13 protein-coding genes are annotated in these 16920 nt (G+C 44.3%); 11 read left to right on the top strand and 2 right to left on the bottom strand.

Annotation, left to right across the window (positions count from 1 at the left end):
- The first annotated feature begins 15 nt into the window (after positions 1-15).
- From AC1DCV_RS17910 to AC1DCV_RS17870, 9 genes are all read left to right on the top strand, one after another.
- Entirely contained in the window at positions 16-4485 is a 4470-nt protein-coding gene (locus AC1DCV_RS17910; protein WP_477024431.1) for an SDR family NAD(P)-dependent oxidoreductase, read from the top strand.
- Positions 4486-4521: 36 nt separating this feature from the next.
- The gene (locus tag AC1DCV_RS17905; RefSeq protein WP_477024430.1) at positions 4522-5331 is read left to right on the top strand and encodes a PIG-L family deacetylase; all 810 of its coding nucleotides are present in this window, start codon (positions 4522-4524) and stop codon (positions 5329-5331) included.
- Between the two features lie 36 nt (positions 5332-5367).
- The gene (locus AC1DCV_RS17900) at positions 5368-6783 is read left to right on the top strand and encodes a condensation domain-containing protein (RefSeq protein ID WP_477024429.1); all 1416 of its coding nucleotides are present in this window, start codon (positions 5368-5370) and stop codon (positions 6781-6783) included.
- Positions 6784-6801: 18 nt separating this feature from the next.
- On the top strand, positions 6802-7620 hold the full coding sequence (locus AC1DCV_RS17895; protein WP_477024428.1) for an aspartate/glutamate racemase family protein: 819 nt from the start codon (positions 6802-6804) through the stop codon (positions 7618-7620).
- Positions 7592-8488, top strand: a complete 897-nt coding sequence (locus AC1DCV_RS17890; RefSeq protein WP_477024427.1) for a DUF6734 family protein — start codon at positions 7592-7594, stop codon at positions 8486-8488. The genes AC1DCV_RS17895 and AC1DCV_RS17890 overlap by 29 nt, the downstream gene beginning before the upstream one ends.
- Before the next feature lie 11 nt (positions 8489-8499).
- The gene (locus AC1DCV_RS17885; protein WP_477024426.1) at positions 8500-10389 is read left to right on the top strand and encodes a lanthionine synthetase LanC family protein; all 1890 of its coding nucleotides are present in this window, start codon (positions 8500-8502) and stop codon (positions 10387-10389) included.
- A 20-nt stretch (positions 10390-10409) separates the two neighbouring features.
- Positions 10410-11216, top strand: coding sequence for a glycosyltransferase family 2 protein (locus tag AC1DCV_RS17880; RefSeq protein ID WP_477024425.1), 807 nt, complete (start codon positions 10410-10412; stop codon positions 11214-11216).
- A 22-nt stretch (positions 11217-11238) separates the two neighbouring features.
- Entirely contained in the window at positions 11239-12456 is a 1218-nt protein-coding gene (locus tag AC1DCV_RS17875) for a glycosyltransferase family 2 protein (protein WP_477024424.1), read from the top strand.
- A gap of 144 nt (positions 12457-12600) precedes the next feature.
- Positions 12601-13293: a response regulator gene (locus AC1DCV_RS17870; RefSeq protein ID WP_477024423.1), complete on the top strand. Its 693-nt coding sequence runs from the start codon at positions 12601-12603 to the stop codon at positions 13291-13293.
- A gap of 85 nt (positions 13294-13378) precedes the next feature.
- Here AC1DCV_RS17870 and AC1DCV_RS17865 read toward each other — a convergent pair whose 3' ends face one another.
- Positions 13379-14077 (bottom strand): thioesterase II family protein, encoded by a 699-nt coding sequence (locus tag AC1DCV_RS17865; RefSeq protein WP_477024422.1) that lies wholly within the window; start codon positions 14075-14077, stop codon positions 13379-13381.
- A gap of 329 nt (positions 14078-14406) precedes the next feature.
- Here AC1DCV_RS17865 and AC1DCV_RS17860 point away from each other — a divergent pair, with 329 nt between their 5' ends.
- Positions 14407-15585 (top strand): helix-turn-helix domain-containing protein, encoded by a 1179-nt coding sequence (locus tag AC1DCV_RS17860; RefSeq protein ID WP_477024421.1) that lies wholly within the window; start codon positions 14407-14409, stop codon positions 15583-15585.
- A 90-nt stretch (positions 15586-15675) separates the two neighbouring features.
- Entirely contained in the window at positions 15676-16293 is a 618-nt protein-coding gene (locus tag AC1DCV_RS17855) for a DUF2306 domain-containing protein (RefSeq protein WP_477024420.1), read from the top strand.
- A 72-nt stretch (positions 16294-16365) separates the two neighbouring features.
- Here AC1DCV_RS17855 and AC1DCV_RS17850 read toward each other — a convergent pair whose 3' ends face one another.
- Positions 16366-16905, bottom strand: coding sequence for a hypothetical protein (locus tag AC1DCV_RS17850; protein WP_477024419.1), 540 nt, complete (start codon positions 16903-16905; stop codon positions 16366-16368).
- Positions 16906-16920 lie beyond the last annotated feature (15 nt).

Raw genomic sequence — 16920 nt, 5'->3', positions numbered from 1 at the left:
CAAAATCAGCCAGGTATGGATAATAAATATACGGGGTATGAAATTGCCATAATCGGTATGGCCGGCCAATTCCCCGGTGCAGAAGATCTACAGGCATTCTGGGAGAACCTGAAAAACGGCGTCGAATCTATCAGTCATTTTACCCGGGAGGAACTTCTGGAAGAAGAAATTGACACGACACTGATTGATCGTCCGGACTATGTTCGGGCCAATGCATATTTGAAAAGCAAGGGGCAGTTTGATGCAGCATTTTTTGATTACCGGCCAGATGAAGCAAACATGATGGATCCGCAGATGCGGGTATTGCATCAGTGTGTATGGGCGGCCATAGAGGATGCCGGATACAATATCAATAATTACAAGGGCCGGGTAGCACTTTTTGCCGGCGCCACTTCTGATGTCAACTGGCAAAACTATTCCACCCTGACCAACAACCGTTTTCTGTCTGACCAATACTTCAGCGAGTTCCTGACAAATGTGCAATATACCAGTTCGAAAATATCTTATCAGTTCAACCTGCGCGGTCCCTCCGTTTTTCTCAATACGGCCTGTTCTACTTCGCTGGTAGCCGTTCACCAGGCCTGCAATAGTTTATTACTGGGCGAATGTTCAATGGCGCTGGCGGGCGGCGTATCCATCAGGAACTTTTCCAAACGGGGATATATTCACCGCGAAGGCATGATTCTTTCTGCAGATGGCCACTGCCGTGCTTTTGATGCGGAGGCAAGTGGTACGGTCGGTGGAGAAGGCGTTGGTATCGTAGTCCTCAAAAGACTGAAAAGCGCATTGGAAGATAAAGACAATATACTGGCCGTCATTAAAGGCACAGGTATCAATAATGACGGCGCCGGTAAAGTGGGATATACTGCTCCCGGAATTGACGGACAGGTAGGAGCCATTGTAATGGCCACCAAAATGGCCCGAGTACCTTTAGAAACAATCACTTACCTGGAAACCCATGGTACCGGTACCCGGCTGGGCGATCCGGTGGAGGTGGAAGCCCTGAATAATGTATTTGGAAAAAGTGATGAAAAATATTGTGCTATCGGGTCCGTCAAAACAAATATCGGACACCTTGATGTGGCGGCAGGAGTAGCCGGCCTGATAAAAGTAGTATTATCATTACAGCATAAACAGCTTCCGCCCAGTCTCCATTTTAAAACACCTAATCCACAGATCAATTTCAATAATGGCCCTTTTTATGTAAACACAGTGCTGAAAGAATGGAGTAATGAAGCAGGGCCATTACGGGCGGGAATAAGCTCATTTGGTATTGGTGGAACCAATGTCCACATGGTCATAGAGGAAGCGCCGGTTGCAGCGCCTGCGCAAGCGGAAAAAAGCCGTTTCTGCCTATTGCCGTTTTCTGCAAAAAGTCCTTCCGCGCTGGAAGGAAATATCAGGAAGCTGGGGCAGTTCCTGGCAACCAATAAAGATACATCGCTCACGGATACCGCCTACACGCTTCAAACGGGAAGGGCTGCTTTCAGATACCGGAAAATGCTGGTATGCAAAGATATCCCGGAGGCAGTGGGGCTGCTGGATGGAATCAAAACGGAACCGCTGACAGATACCACTGCTGCGGATCTAAAGTCTCCGGTAGCATTTATGTTTCCCGGACAGGGCGCCCAATACAGGGATATGTGCCGGGATCTTTACGAAGATGAGCCCATATTCAGAGCGGAAGTAATGCGTTGCCTTGAAATATGCAGCAGTGAGCTTGAAAAGGATTTGCATCACATCCTGTTTTCATGCCCTGATGATTCCACGGTGAGCGATATAGATGATACACAGTATACGCAGCCAGCCTTGTTCGTTATAGAGTACGCACTTGCCAGACTGATCATGTCATGGGGAATTGTCCCCGATCTGATGATAGGGCATAGCCTGGGTGAATATGTAGCCGCCTGCATAGGAGGCGTTTTTTCACTGGCGGAAGCATTGAAGCTGGTCATCAGAAGAGGACAGTTAATGCAGCAGATGGATCGGGGGGCGATGTTGGGAATCTCTTTATCGGAGGCTGATCTCAAGCCATTTCTTAGAAGCCACAAAGGCATTTCCCTCGCCGCTGTGAACAGCTCGGAATTATGTGTGGTATCAGGACCGGAACAAGCGATCAGTGAATTTGCCACCTGTATGAAGGAAGAGGGACATCCTGTAAGGAGCATCCGGACTTCTCACGCATTTCACTCCTCCATGATGGATGAAATGCTGGAAGAATTTGAAAATGAAGTAAGAAAAATCACATTACGGCCTAGTACTATTCCCATTATTTCAAATCTTTCCGGGAGAGTTTTAAAGGATAAGGAAATTACAGATGCAGCGTACTGGAGTAAACACCTGCGCAATACGGTTCAGTTTTCCCGCGGCCTTGATACCCTCCTGAAAGAAAAAAATATGATATGCATAGAAGTGGGGCCCGGAAAAGTGCTGAGTACATTTGTACGGTCGCATATCGGCAAGAAGAAAGGACATAAGGTCATTAACCTGGTACGCACGCCACAGGAAGCTGTAAACGATGTAAGCTACCTGCTGCAGGCTGTTGGAGAGTCGTGGCTGCATGGCATTGAGCTCAACTGGGAGGCCCTGAACCCCGATAATAACTGCAGAAAAATCTCATTGCCTGCCTATTCTTTTGATAAAACGGAGCATCTGGCCAATGTAGATGTGTTTAAGGTGTTGTCGGGAATGATGCAAAAGAGTTATGTGCAGAAGAAGCAGGACATTGCCCGGTGGTTTTATACGCCTACCTGGAAATTGCTGCCGCTGCCTGCTGTAAATACCGCACATAGAAGCAGTGGATGCACGCTGATATTTGCCGACTCCTGCGGAATCAGTCACCGGTTGATCAAAAAAATAAAAGAAGATAAAGGAGAAGTTGTTTACGTTCGAATGGCCGACAGCTACCAGGAAGAATCTTCTCATTTATATGAGCTGAATCCGAATGATGAAGAAGGATACAGACAGTTATTCTCCAGTTTATCTGATTACGGATTGCTGCCTCATCGTATCATCTATTGCTGGGGAATCACCAGGAAACAAGTGAATGAATTTTCCATTCCTGCAGGCAACATCTTCTTTTTCGGTTTGCTGGAAATAGCCCGTCAATACCATGCGCAGAGAGGAATTGACCGGAAGAAGATCATTGTGCTGACCAGCGACCTGCATCCTGTATTGGGCAGTAACAAAACATCCGGCGTTAAATCTATGTCGTTGGGGTTGTTGCGGATTATTGCGCAGGAGTTCCCGTTTATAGAAACCGGTCATATAGATATTTGCATGGAGGAGATGAATGTGGCTTATGTACAGCAACTTTATCAGGAAGTATGCACCGGAAATACCGGTAAGGTGATTAGCCTGCGGCAGGGGCAAAGATGGGAACAGATTTATGAACCGGTGATGGCGGAACCGGAAATGCCCGGAAGAGGATTCAGGGAAGAAGGTGTTTACCTGATTACAGGTGGCCTCGGGAATCTGGGTGTCACCATCTCCGGGTATCTGCTGAGAAACCTGCGCGCAAAAGTGATCCTGTTAGGCCGAACGGAAATACCACCGGCTGAATTGTGGGAGGGAATATTGCATGATGATGGCTTCAACGCAGAAATCAGGAAGAAAGTAAAACAATTGCAGGCGTTGCAACAGGAAGGTGGCGAAGTATTGTACCTGTCCTGTGATGTGGCTGATGCCGTTGCGATGCGCAATGCGGTGACCCGGGCGGAAAAAAGGTTCGGCCCTGTTAATGGCGTGATTCATGCCGCCGGATTAGTGGGAGGCAATGCTGTGCAGTCGCTCACCGAGCTGCAGAGAAATGATTTCTATGAACAGTTTTTACCCAAGATAACAGGTTTACAGGTACTGAGGGAATTGATGGAAAGCAGAAATCCGGATTTCTGTATCATCATCTCTTCACTGGCTGCCGTTTTAGGTGGGCTTGGTTTTGGTGCCTATGCCCCGGCTAATATTTTCATGGACTATTACATCGATGCCTACAGAAGAAAAGGACGCCTTTTAAACTGGGTATGCGTTGATCTCGACGGTCTGAATTTTGATGGCACAACCACTAACGTCATCGACAGCAGTGAATTGTGGGAAGCGTTGAATATTGTATTGAAATTAAAAGAGATGTCCAGAATTGCGGTATCTGCTACTGACTTACAGGAAAGGCTGAAGAAGTGGGTATACCGGCAGGAGGTGGCCACAGAACCGGAGATAGTGACCACAGAAACGTATACCGCTCCTGCCACAACACTGGAAGAAAAACTCACCGGAATCTGGTCCACCGTGTTAAGTATAGAAAAGGAGAAAATCAGTACTACCAGCAGTTTCTTTGAACTGGGGGGCAACTCGCTGATCGCTCCGGTGTTGCTGTCAGAGTTGAATGAAGCATTCGGAATAACAGTGCCGTTGAAATATTTATATCAATATCCTACTATCGAAATGCTCTCTGCTTATTTATCTGAAAAGCAGCAGATCGTCATCGGCTGAATGTAACCACTACTTTTTTTTGTTAATCATTCCACCATGTACAACAGGATGGCTGTATACGTCGTTGCCCATCAGGACGACTGGCAATTGTTTATGGACCCACTTATCAGCAATGATATCAACGCCCCCGGTTGCAGGACATTAATTATACATACAACAGCCGGAGATGCAGGAGATGGCAGAAAGTACTGGCGTGCCCGTGAAGCGGGGGCTGTCAATTCACTGAAATTCAGAATAAGCCATGACACAGGCAAGCAGCTGCTCAGTGGATATATAAAGGTGAATAAAAAGAAGATTTTCCGGACACAGGCGGCGCATTGCAGTATCTATTTCCTGCGACTACCCGATGGCGGTCCGTATGGAGAAGGCTTTGCCAGGTATGGTTTTCAAAGTCTCTCGAAATTGCGCAGGAATAGTATCGGACAAATTCATTCCGTAGATGGGCTCAATTGCTTTAGCAGTTTTTCTGAAATAGGCCGGCTGCTTGACAATATCATTAACAGGGAACTACAGGCAGGGCTGATGAAAGACGATACTCCTATTGTGCTGAATTTTCCGGAGTATGATAATAACATTAATCCGGACGATCATAACGATCACCTGAATACAGCGCTGTTGTTGATGTCGATGAAAGTATATGCCACTGCAGGAAAGCGCGCTTTTGTTCATTATCATATTCAGCACGTGGCACCGGATCTGGACGGAACAGAACTGTTCTGGAAAGTAGGTATGTTCAGCGTATACCATCAGACAGTACTGGATTTACATGGCCATTCCACTATTGGCGAAACACATCAGTACTGCATTTGGTCAAGAAAAAATATCATCTGCAGGGATATTCTGTAGCAACTGCAGCATATCAATAACTCAATATCTGAAGCAATGCTGAATCACCTTATGGAAACAGGAATAAAAACGGAGATACTGGAAACCGGTTTTGTACAAAAACGGGAATGGATGCTGTATAAGATCAGAGAAGATCATTATCCATTGAATATAATTGTCGATTTTTCGCTGGACAGTTTTGATCGTGATGTTTTCCAGAAGACCATAGACTTGTTGGTACAGCGCCACGAAATTTTCAGGACCACCCTTCAGGTGATCGGAGGCAGCCTGAAACAAATAATACATGATCCGGAAAAATTCCATGTTGGCTTCAACTACTACGATCTATCCAGCAGTAGCCCTGCAGAAAAGGAATTGTTTACCGGTAATAAGATGCTGTTGCTGTCTTATATGCCTTTCAATTTTGAATTCGGACCGATGTTACGGATCGCTGTATTCAAAACAGGGAGGGAGAAATTTGACATCGTTTTTGTATTTCATCACCTGATTTTTGATAACATTTCTGTTCAGATATTCAAGGCGGATGCCGTACGTATATGGGGGCAGCTGATGTACGGAGAAAGCGCACTTTCGGATACTGAACAGCCTCAATACAGAACCTATGTTGCATTTGAACAGAAGCTGCTGAACTCTGCCCTGGGCGATGCTCACCGGCATTATTGGTCGCTGCAGTTGAAGGAAGCATTTCCCCGGTTCCGTTTTATTGATGCACATGCATGGAAAGCATACCAGGATCGACAATTGAGAAAGGTCCAGGAGGTGAAACGCAGGATCTTCAGCTTGCCTTTTTACGATCGGCGTTTTCTGGGTAGCGTGGTCAGGAGATATAGTTTTAATCAGGCAGGTGCTATCTGTTTTGATTATTCCAGGGAAACTATCAAACAGGTATTTGAATACAAAAACAATCGGAACAGCAATCTGCATTCTGTTTTCCTGGCAGGTTTTATTCTCGCCTTCCATAAGCTATGTGGCCAGGAAAAATTTGTTTTTGATATCCCCGCATACAGGCGAACAGATGGAGTATTTAAAAGCGTGATTGGCTGGCTGGCAGCCGGAGGGGTTTGTTATTTTGACATACTGGAGAATAAAAGCCCTGCTGCATGGCTGCAATATATAGACAGGCAATTGTCGCATCTGGCCAAACATTGTGTATACCCTTTTGAGATATTGGACTACGAATCCGCTATTCCTCTTGGCGGGGCAGTACCCGTTTTCTTCACTGTTTCTGAAACATCACGTGCCATTGGCCCCGGGGGCGGATCCGGTATCGTGAGCCACGATACAGAAGGATCGGCCGTTTACGAGGAGATGGCCGTATTCCTGGATGTTTATACAGATGCCTGCCGGCTGAAAATGATGTATAACAACGCTATTATTCCCGCGGGCATCGTGGAAAAATTTATGTGGGAACAAGAGGCCTGCCTTCGTCATCTGCTCAGAGAAATTCTATAAAAATCTGCCATGGGAAACATGAAAGAAAACAATGTAATCGGAATAGTAGGAGGGATGGGGCCACAGGCTGGTGTGGCTTTATTTGAGCGTATTCTGTACCATACCCAAGCGTTGAGTGATCAGCAGCATCTGTCAACTATACTGATGTCGTTTCCTTCCCATATTGTAGATAGAACATCTTTCCTGGAAGGACATGAACCGGTAAATCCCGCTTTCACTATAGCAAAGGTCATCAACCGGCTGGAAATGGCCGGCGCCGGTGTGATAGGAATAGCCTGCAATACCGCGCACTGCTCAAGAATTTATGATGTTATACTTGACGAATTGCAGAAAACGAATAGCCCCATAAAACTTGTGAACATGATCTCTGAAGTATGCAGGCGGATTGAAGAACATTATCCGGGTGCGCGAAGGATTGGGGTGATGGCTACAGACGGCACATATAAGTCAGGCGTGTACCAGGAGTTGCTGCAGAAATGTGGTCTTGAAGCAATAATGCCGGATCCTGCCTTTCAGCATACTGTTATTCACAGGATGATATATGACCCCGATTTCGGCATTAAAGCTCATTCCGTGAAGATCAGCCCGAAAGTAAATGCATTATTGAAAAAGGCATTGCAATTTTTCAGGAGGCAGGCAGTTGATGCCATCATCCTGGGATGTACAGAGCTTTCGCTGATCCTTCAGGAAGAGGAGCTGGAAAATATACCGGTTATTGATTCCTCGAAATCCCTGGCCCTGGCGCTCATCCGGGAGGCAACCGCGGAGAAAACAGCAAATAAAATACCTGAATCAACTTCTAATCTCAATGAAAATAGTTCAAAGTTTCTGGTCTAAACCTTCCCGGCAATCCAACTCCCAGTTGGTAGATGCACGGTTTAATGGCGGCTGGCTCCATCGCAGCCTGAATTACTACAGCTGGGCGCTTAGCTGCCTGCAATTGCGGAAATATTATGATAGTGTGGAGCTGGTAACCGACGAATGGGGTAAAGAAATACTGATCGACAAACTGAATCTTCCCTATACAAAGGTAACAGTAGCCCTCGATGAGCTAAACAGATTCGATGCCGGCCTGTGGACAATGGGGAAAGTATATGCCTATGGTTTACAACAGGAGCCATTCATACATGTGGACAGTGACGTGTTTATCTGGAAACCGTTTGAGGATGATATCGTAAACGCTTCCCTTGTGGCACAGAATCTTGAAGAAAAAGGTCAGGGTTATTCTGAATCTTTCCTGACCGTATGTGATACTTTTTCGCATGTTCCTGAATACTTCCAACCCTTGTATGATCAGGGGTTTTCACCTTCGGCCAACGCTGGTATTCTTGGGGGTAATGATATCCCGTTTATACAGAATTATGTCCGGGAGGTATTTTCTTTTCTGGATAATAATAAAAAGGACCTGGATAGTATGATCAGGGAGAATGCAGGAAACTTCAGCGTTGTTTGTGAGCAGGTGATTTTCTATTCCTATGCCAAACACTGCGGGGTGGATATTGGATATCTGCTTCCTGCAACACCTAGCCTGCCACCTGACATAGGATATTTTCATATGGCAGAACAAAATCGGGGACTCGTTCACTGCGTGAGTTTCTATAAAAGGGACTTATTGTCCTATGCCACGCTGAAATGGAGGTTGTGGGAAAATTATCCCGCATATTATAGTAAGATAAATAAGCTAATCGCTGATGCAGAAATCTAAAAAAAAGTAAAATGGAATCTGTTTATACTGATATAACAGAAAAACTGTTGTATGTCTACAATCGCTTTTCTGCCGATGATAAAGAAATTATATCTCCGGATTTGCACGGACATACCACAAAACCCGACAGCATAGGCTATGGCAGCCTGGGATGGCATCTTTTTGCGCTTGAACTCTACCGGTATACCGGCGAGCAGCAGATCTTAGCAGATGTAAGCCGCCATCTGCATGCGCTGGAACTGTACACACTCGACAACAGGTCAAATAATTACAGCCTGGTAAACGGACGCTCAGGGCTACCTTACTTATATCTTCAGTTGTACCGGGTAACAAAAGAGCGGAGCTGGCTGGATAAATGTACCGGAATAGTGAAGAAACACTGGGACAAAGATGCGGGCAACCTGAAAATATTTGATAACAAGGGGATCGTGAATGGATTGTCGGGTCTGATATTGTTTTACCTCGATCTGTATACAGAGATCAGAGAGGAATGGCTGATGACACATATCACGCAGTGTACAATGGATCTGATCAATAAGGCCAATATGGGTGAGTCGGAGGTTTACTGGCCATATGATTTTTTTGAAGATGATCAGCAAACGGTCTGGATGAGTGATCGTTCGGCGATTGCCCTGTGTTGCCTCGAATTGGGCAGGTATAGCGGCAATAATGTTTTACTGTCGTTAGCGAAAGGTGTTTTAAGCAGGGAGGCTAACAGGAAAGCTGGTACGGTGGCATCGGGTAATCACGGAAACATCAGTGATATACTCGTTAACATGCATGCCGCTGCATTGAATATAGTGCCGGTTGCAGTGGAAGAACACAAGGTAGTGGCATTGCTGGAACTGCTATTGACAGAAGATATTCCCGGCAATTTGTACTACGGACTAGCCGGCCATGCGTTGGGATTCCGGGAGGCATACAACATCTCTGGTAATCCCGATTGGCTGCAAGCCGCAAAAAGAATAGGTGCCACGCTTGAAGAGCAGCTGATGCAGATGGTAAGCGGTGGAACCGACAGGAGCCTTTTTACGGGGATTGCCGGCATTGGTTATGCTTTGTTAAAGATAGCAGACAAAAGTGCATCTCCTTCACTGATGCTGCCGCGTGTCCATAGTCGGGAAGAGTCGTCACTATCCGGCGCTTCTCTGATAAATGCCAATGTTCAGATTGATCAGCCAATTGTAAACCGGCTGCTGGTACAGAAGAATTATAAAGAAACGCTGAATTTGCTGAAAAAACATTTTCGACCGGAAACGGATACTTTTTTACTGCAGGAGCCCCCTCTTTATCCATCGCAGTTACAGGACTTTGTAGCAACCTTGAAAAAGGCCCGTCCGGATACAGATAACTGGGCGCTTGTGCAGGAAATGCTGGAGCGGGAAAGGGCGGGTAACAGACTTAGAGAATCGCAGGGGCGTCCTGTAGATGATGATGTCCTGTATGGGCAACGGGTGGATCAAGTATTTCAGATTTCCCGCAGCCAATTGTTGTCGCTTAGACTGGTGGTGTCTGACCGTTTTTTTATTCTCAAACGGGAACCGGTGATTGATCTGACAGAAAAGGTGTCGGCTGCCGTGCTGCAGGAGCTGCTCACCGAATACGGCTCATTGTCGTACTTCATGCGCATCGACAACTTTAACCAGGTGCAGATTCAACGATTGGATATACGGAGACTCTATGTTGATCAATTCATTACACCAGCAACGGTAGATGAAGTGGCAGCAATAATAATATCTTTTGTAGAGCGGCAGGACGAGGAAAATATCAACATGCTGATTGCCGGATTGGAGGTGGAAAGCCTGGATGCGGTCAAAGAAGTGCTAAGAGAACGGTTCCTGGAAGCCATGCAATGGCTGCTCGCGATTGGACTGTTGGAAGAATCCCCTGCTGTATCCTGAATTATTCTTTAAATAATCATATGAAGAGTTTACCAGTAACTGTTATCATCACTGTTTGGAAAAGGCTTTACCTGGAGGAACAACTGGATGCAATATTATTGCAGACGGCACTTCCATCTGAAATATGGATCATTCATTATGAAGATCATATTGATATCATTCAGTTGGTAAACCGCTTCAGGGAGAGGTTTCCTGCCATATTTCTTATCAGGTCTGATAAGAATTTAAAGTACTTCGGACGTTTCAGCATTGCGAGCCATGTAACCAGTGAATATACGTGGCTGATCGATGATGATATTGTGCCTGGTAAACGATGGCTTGAACTGAGCCACCAGAAGTGCGCGGCGTTAAATGCTGTTATTGGTTGCAGTGGAAGGATTATCCCCAAAGGTATTTTTGTACCTGAGAAGGGAGAGTATCCTGATCCGGAGAAATATTTTGTAGGAGATGGGAATGAATCGGAAGAAATGAACTGCTGCGAGGAAGATACCATTGTTGACTTTGCATGTAACAGCTACTTTATCCGTTCCCGCTGGATACGCGATTTCTGGGCGATATGGCCAAGTACATTTAACTCCGGAGAGGACATTCATTTAAGTGCTTCACTGAAAATCTGTCAGAACATACCCACCATTGTTCCTGCTCAAAATTGCGCTGAAAGCACCGGAAACCGGAAGAAAGCGTATGGAAGGGATCAGCATTCCTCCTGGCTGAAGCCTGGTTTTTTTACGATCAGGGAAGGGGTTTTCCGGGATCTGATCACTGTTAGGGGCTGGAAGCCCCTGTTATGGCAGCAGGCGTCTTTCCCGCAATTGGCTAAACCTTAAGATTCATTATATAATTTATTCTATGAAGTCTTTAAATAATAGCGCCGTCAAATTAGAATGGATGACGAGTGAACCCGCTACCGACCGAAGGATCGCCATGCTTATTCCTCAGTACAATGAGGGTGCTGATAAAGATTTTGAACAGCGTCTGGAATATTTTAAAATGCTGGCAGACAAACACCGGGAACAATTGGACATCATCTTGATTGATGACGGATCAACGAATGATAGTCTTGAAAAAATGAACCTTTTCCTGGCTGTAAATCCTGGCGCTTTCTATCTGGCATCTGTATATCCGAATGCCAATAAGGTAGGGGCGCTTTTTCTGACTACCTTATCTATTTCTCATGAGTTTGTGGTATTGTCGGACTTTGATACTGATATTAATGGTCTGGAGAAGCTGCCTGCTGTATTTGACGGCTTCAGAAGTGATGATGCGCTGATGGGATGTTATTTCAGGATGCTTCCTTTTGAAGGATCGGGGAATATTTTTCTCTATCAGCAGCTTGAATATTCGTTGCATCGCAGTATTTACCGTTATCATGAGAAAGAGCAAAGCACACGGGTGATGCCCGGAGCTGGCAGTTGTTATCGCCGCGAGGCGCTGGTGGCTATCTACCGGCAACACAGCGGGCTCCGAAGTGGGGAAGACAGAGAGGCCACTTTAATTGGGTTGAAGATGGGCTATAAAACCTTTTACCTCAATACCGTGCTGGCATTAACAAGGCCACCGTTGTCCGACCGGGCGCTGATCACGCAAAGAATCAGATGGAACATAGGGTACCTGGAAACATTCTATAAAGAAAGGAACTATTATTTCAGTGAGATCTGGAAATTCAGCCGCATCGGTATGATCACCATTGTAGATTTCTCTTCGCTCGTATTTCTGCTGTTGTTTCCTGTTATTGCTGTGGTCTGTGGAATTGCCAGCGGTATTTACCTGCTGTTGTTGCTGGTTTCTATTTATGTAGTACAACTCGGCTGGTGCCTGAATTTATTATGGAAAGCTCCTGAGGAGTCACATGAGTTCAGGGCAAAGAAATTAATTTCTGTTCTGCTGTATCCGGTAATTAAATTTTACATTGATTATTTTGCATGGAACCGGGCTTTTATGCTGTTTATCAGCAACATCAGAAAGCTAAAGAAAAAAGCAGTGAATCAAAACAAAAGTAAAAATGAAATACCCACTAATATAAATATAGAAGAAATCCCTCGTGCAGAATCGGTCAAAGGCCGATGATTCGAATGGAGATGGGCCAGGCAGGTTGTAAAGAAAGTGTCGGTTTCAAAAACTGTAAAAAATATTTGCAGTTTAAATCTTAATTTGTATATTGATTATACAAGTGTTAACCGGATTTGTTTGAACCGCATAATTCTAGGTCCTATGTCACTAAAAGCCATCAATTTAGCACTAGTTGATGAACGTACCCTGTTGAGTAAAATTTTAAAAAACTATCTCGGAGAGCATGAAACGATCAATGTTGTTTTCCACGTTTCAGAACCGGTCGACCTTTTTAAGAAGCTGAATGATTTTGACATCAACATTTTGTTGATAGATATATTCATTTATCAGCCCAATGCACTTGAATTGCTGGAAGCCATCCGGACTGAGTATCCCAATGTTAAGATACTTGTGTTATCAAAATCTATGGACGTAGCCCATATCAGCGAATTGCTGGAAATCGGTATTCATGGCTATGTTTCAAAGATGGATGACCCTTCTGAATTACTTCAGGCAATCACGGCACTGTCAGAAGGAAAGATTCACCGTAACAGATTGTTTACAGAGGCTTTATATTGGAATAAGCAAAACAATGAAAGGGTTTATACTGCCGCTGATTTAATCTCCCTCACTGAAAGAGAAAAAAGGGTACTCCAGTTATTGTGGGAGGAAAAAAGTAACAGGGAAATAGCCAATGAGGTTTTCCTCAGCATTCGATCGATAGAAAAAATAAGGCAGGATATGAAAGAGAAACTGGACATTAAATCCACCGTAGGACTGCTGAAATATGCTATCGGTAAAAAAATAATCTCTATCAATTCAATTATTGGAAAAATGCCGGACAGTAGTTACTAGGAAGTACCTGTTGCCGGTAAAGATATTGATGCGCATTTAATGTGAAGGCATTGCTGTGCGCCGGACAAATTCTTCAGGATAACATTTATGTGGCAGCAGAAGTAAGGTCATTGCAATAAACATTGATAATACCGGCAATTTTTTCCGGGTGATCCTGAATGAAGAAATGCCCGCCTTCGAAGAGGCTGTGGTAAAAGGGGGCATTGGTAAATCTTTGCCAATTGCTGATCTTGCCGGCATTTTCTTCCTGATTTCCCATCATGGCGTAGATAGGTACATTTATAACAAAAGGGTCGAAAGTATTTTTTTCTGCCAGTTCAAAATCTGCTTTGAGGATAGGTAAATAATAACTCATGAGGTCTTTATCAGCGAGAAATTCCTCCGGTATGCCACCGAGTTCTGTCAGTTTTTCAATAAAATCATCATTTCCCAACAGATGCCAGTCGTCCGTTTCCCGGATGCCAGGCCCTGCATTGCCACTGGTGAAAAGAAACGCGGGAGGTTGGCGGTGTTTTTCGAGGCGCTGTGCAACAGCCAGTGCGAGGTAAGCACCCAGGCTATGTCCGAATATGATAAAGGGGGCACCATTCCTCATGGTGCTGATCTGTTGGTATATGTCATCCACAGCTAATCCAAAATCATGCAATAGGGGCGATGCCATTCTTTTCCCTCTGCCCGGAAGTTCTACCGGAATAACATCAAACGCTTTCAGTAGTGGCGTCAGATAGCGGAAAGAATATACATTTCCACCAGCGAAATGCAATAGGAAGAGTTGTGCTTTCATTGTAGTTTTTGAAATTACAAATTTAAAATAAATCGATGTGCAAAATCTTGATCAGGTCTTGAAAGAAGGATTACTTCGGTTTTTAAACCTGTTTTAGAAAGCTATCTATAGATTTTAGCGGTATGCTCAAAGTAGGAAATTCAATGAGCATATACCTGTTTACAGGGATGTTTATGCTCGAATCCCGGGGCATTATAAGGGACAAATCTTTCTGAAAAAGATTTGTCCCTTTTTCTTTTTGGCTTAAATCGCTTCCGACGGGCTTTAATCAAAAAATACTATTTTTAATCGATGGCATGGAGGGCGGGTCTGCATAAATTAGAAAAAAGATGTTTCATATAACCGGAATAATCATCTCCATATTTCTTGCTTTGCTGCTTTTTACAAAAAAGGGCAAATCAACCGCTGATTTTATTTTAGCATTATGGTTAGCCGTGATTGCTCTTCATTTATTGTGCTATCACCTGCTGATTTCCGGAATGTATGTTGAATTCCCGTATTTTCTGGGCATTGAAATTCCGTTACCGCTTATTCATGGTCCTTTTTTGTATTTGTATATTGCTACTTTAGTCGATCAAAGAAATAAAAGGCTGCACTGGTTTATCCATTTTATTCCTGCAACGATAGCCTATCTCTTGTTATCCGGCTTCTTTATCCGGACTTTTGCCTATAAAATCAATGTTTATCAACATTATGGCCTTGGATATGAAAAGCTCATTTCGATTTTACGCCTCCCCATTATACCTTCTGGTATTATTTACGTAGTCCTATCGCTGGTTTTATTAAAGAAGCATAGCATAAATATTTCAAAGCAATTTTCTTATACAGAGAAAATCAATCTGAACTGGCTGGTTTACCTCACCATTGGAATGGGGGCCATATGGCTATCCGTTATATTCGGGAATGATATTTCTACCTTCATGCTGGTTGATTTGTTCATTTTGTTTATTGGATATTTCGGAATAAAACAAGTAGGTATATTCACCAATCGGATGGTGAATAGTCAATTGCCAGGTACTGATAGTGTAGCGCTCAGCGATCCGGAAGAAGAAGATAATGATCCTGGTGATAGCAGCTTAGCCATTGGTATCGAAAAAACCAAATACATCAAAACAGCAGTCGGACCTGAACTGATGTCAAAAGTGCATAAGGAATTGACGCTGTTAATGCAGACAGAAAAACTCTTTAAAGACCCTGAGCTAAATCTGGATGGACTGGCAGGGCGATTGGGCGTTCACAGCAATACCCTGTCCCAGGTAGTTAATTCCATGGAGCAAAGGAATTTTTACGATTATATCAATGACTTTCGCGTAAAAGAATTTCAGCGAATAGCCGTGTTGCCCGAAAACAGCACATTTACACTCCTTTCCCTAGCCTTTGAGGTGGGGTTCAATTCAAAGACCTCTTTCAACCGGAATTTTAAAAAGGCAACAGGCCTGTCTCCCAGGGAATTCTGCCAACGGGAGGGATCATCAGGCGGAAATAAAAGGGACCAGCCTACCTATTGAACCTCTGGAAATTGAATTACACAGCGACCACCTTACCTTTTGGAGCGTCTAAAAGAGGAATACGAATTTCCTTTGCTACTAAAACGCAAGATGGTAAAAAAGTTGTTATGGATACTATTGGCCGCGTTGTCGGTAATTATGGGGCTTTATCCAATTCTGTTCTTTTCGGCCGGGGAGAAGCCGGGTATATTGAAAGCCAAACCCGATGAGCTTTTTCTTAATCCCTTCTGGTACCTGAGCCTGTATGTGCACATCATCTTCGGCGGGCTTGCTATACTGATCGGCTGGATACAATTTAGCCCCAGAATCAGAAGCAAAAATATGACGCTCCACAGGGGAGCCGGCAAGTTATATGTAATGGCCGTTTTATTAAGCTCAGTTGCGGGATTTAATATCGCTTTTTACGCAACGGGAGGTCTTCCTGTAGCTCTGGGCTTTATGAGTTTAAGCATAATTTGGTTTTATACCACTTTAATGGCATACATCCGCATTAGGAACAGGCAAGTGGTTCAACATAGAAACCTGATGATTTATAGCTATGCATGCTGCTTTGCGGCCGTTACATTAAGAGGCTGGATGCCTTTCCTGAACGTTATGTTTGGCAGTTTCGAAACCGCCTATACTGTTGTAGCCTGGTGGTGTTGGATGCCTAATTTAGCAGTGGCTTATTTCCTGACCCGGAAATCTGCCCGGGCAACTCCTGAATAGCTTTAAGTCATGGTGTTTGATATGGGTTCAAGCACTTTCCCCATCATGCCCTATCCTAAATATTGTTTTGAATCAAAATAGCCTCACAATTGTCCAGATAGATAATATTCCAATGACGAAAGGTAGCGCAAACACACAAAGACTAATCCCCATCCAAACGAACGGATTACTATTGTTGCCTGCCTTGTTGCTCCATATATTCCGCAAATCGGCAACGGGTAACTGGTACATTTCGGTTTTTGTTAGGCCGCAGGTCAATGCGTTTTTCATCGTTAGTCCTCGTTTAAACGCCTTTAAGGTACTCCCTGGATAAAACAGGACACCCAGCCCTATGGCCCATAACGCCATGATCCAGATAACATAGATATTCTTCCAGCCGCCCGAAGCGATCTCCCAGGCGGAGATAGCACTTTCGCCTTTCCAGGTGGTATCGTATCCAGTAATGATATGGTTTATATCGTGTAAATAAACATTTTTACGCCTGCTTTCAACATTGAGTACCGGGATTGAAAAAAAAACAAATTTTATCCAGGCATATTTCTCATATATTCCGCCTTCTGTGCCATAATTGTTTTTTTTGTAAAAGTCCCGGAGTGCTTGCTCTACTATCATACCTGATTGCTTAAA

It is taken from the genome of Chitinophaga sp. 10T418 (genome assembly GCF_056394125.1).
The sequence above is the reverse complement of the archived record's forward strand: the minus strand, read 5'-3'. Positions and strand labels throughout refer to the sequence as shown.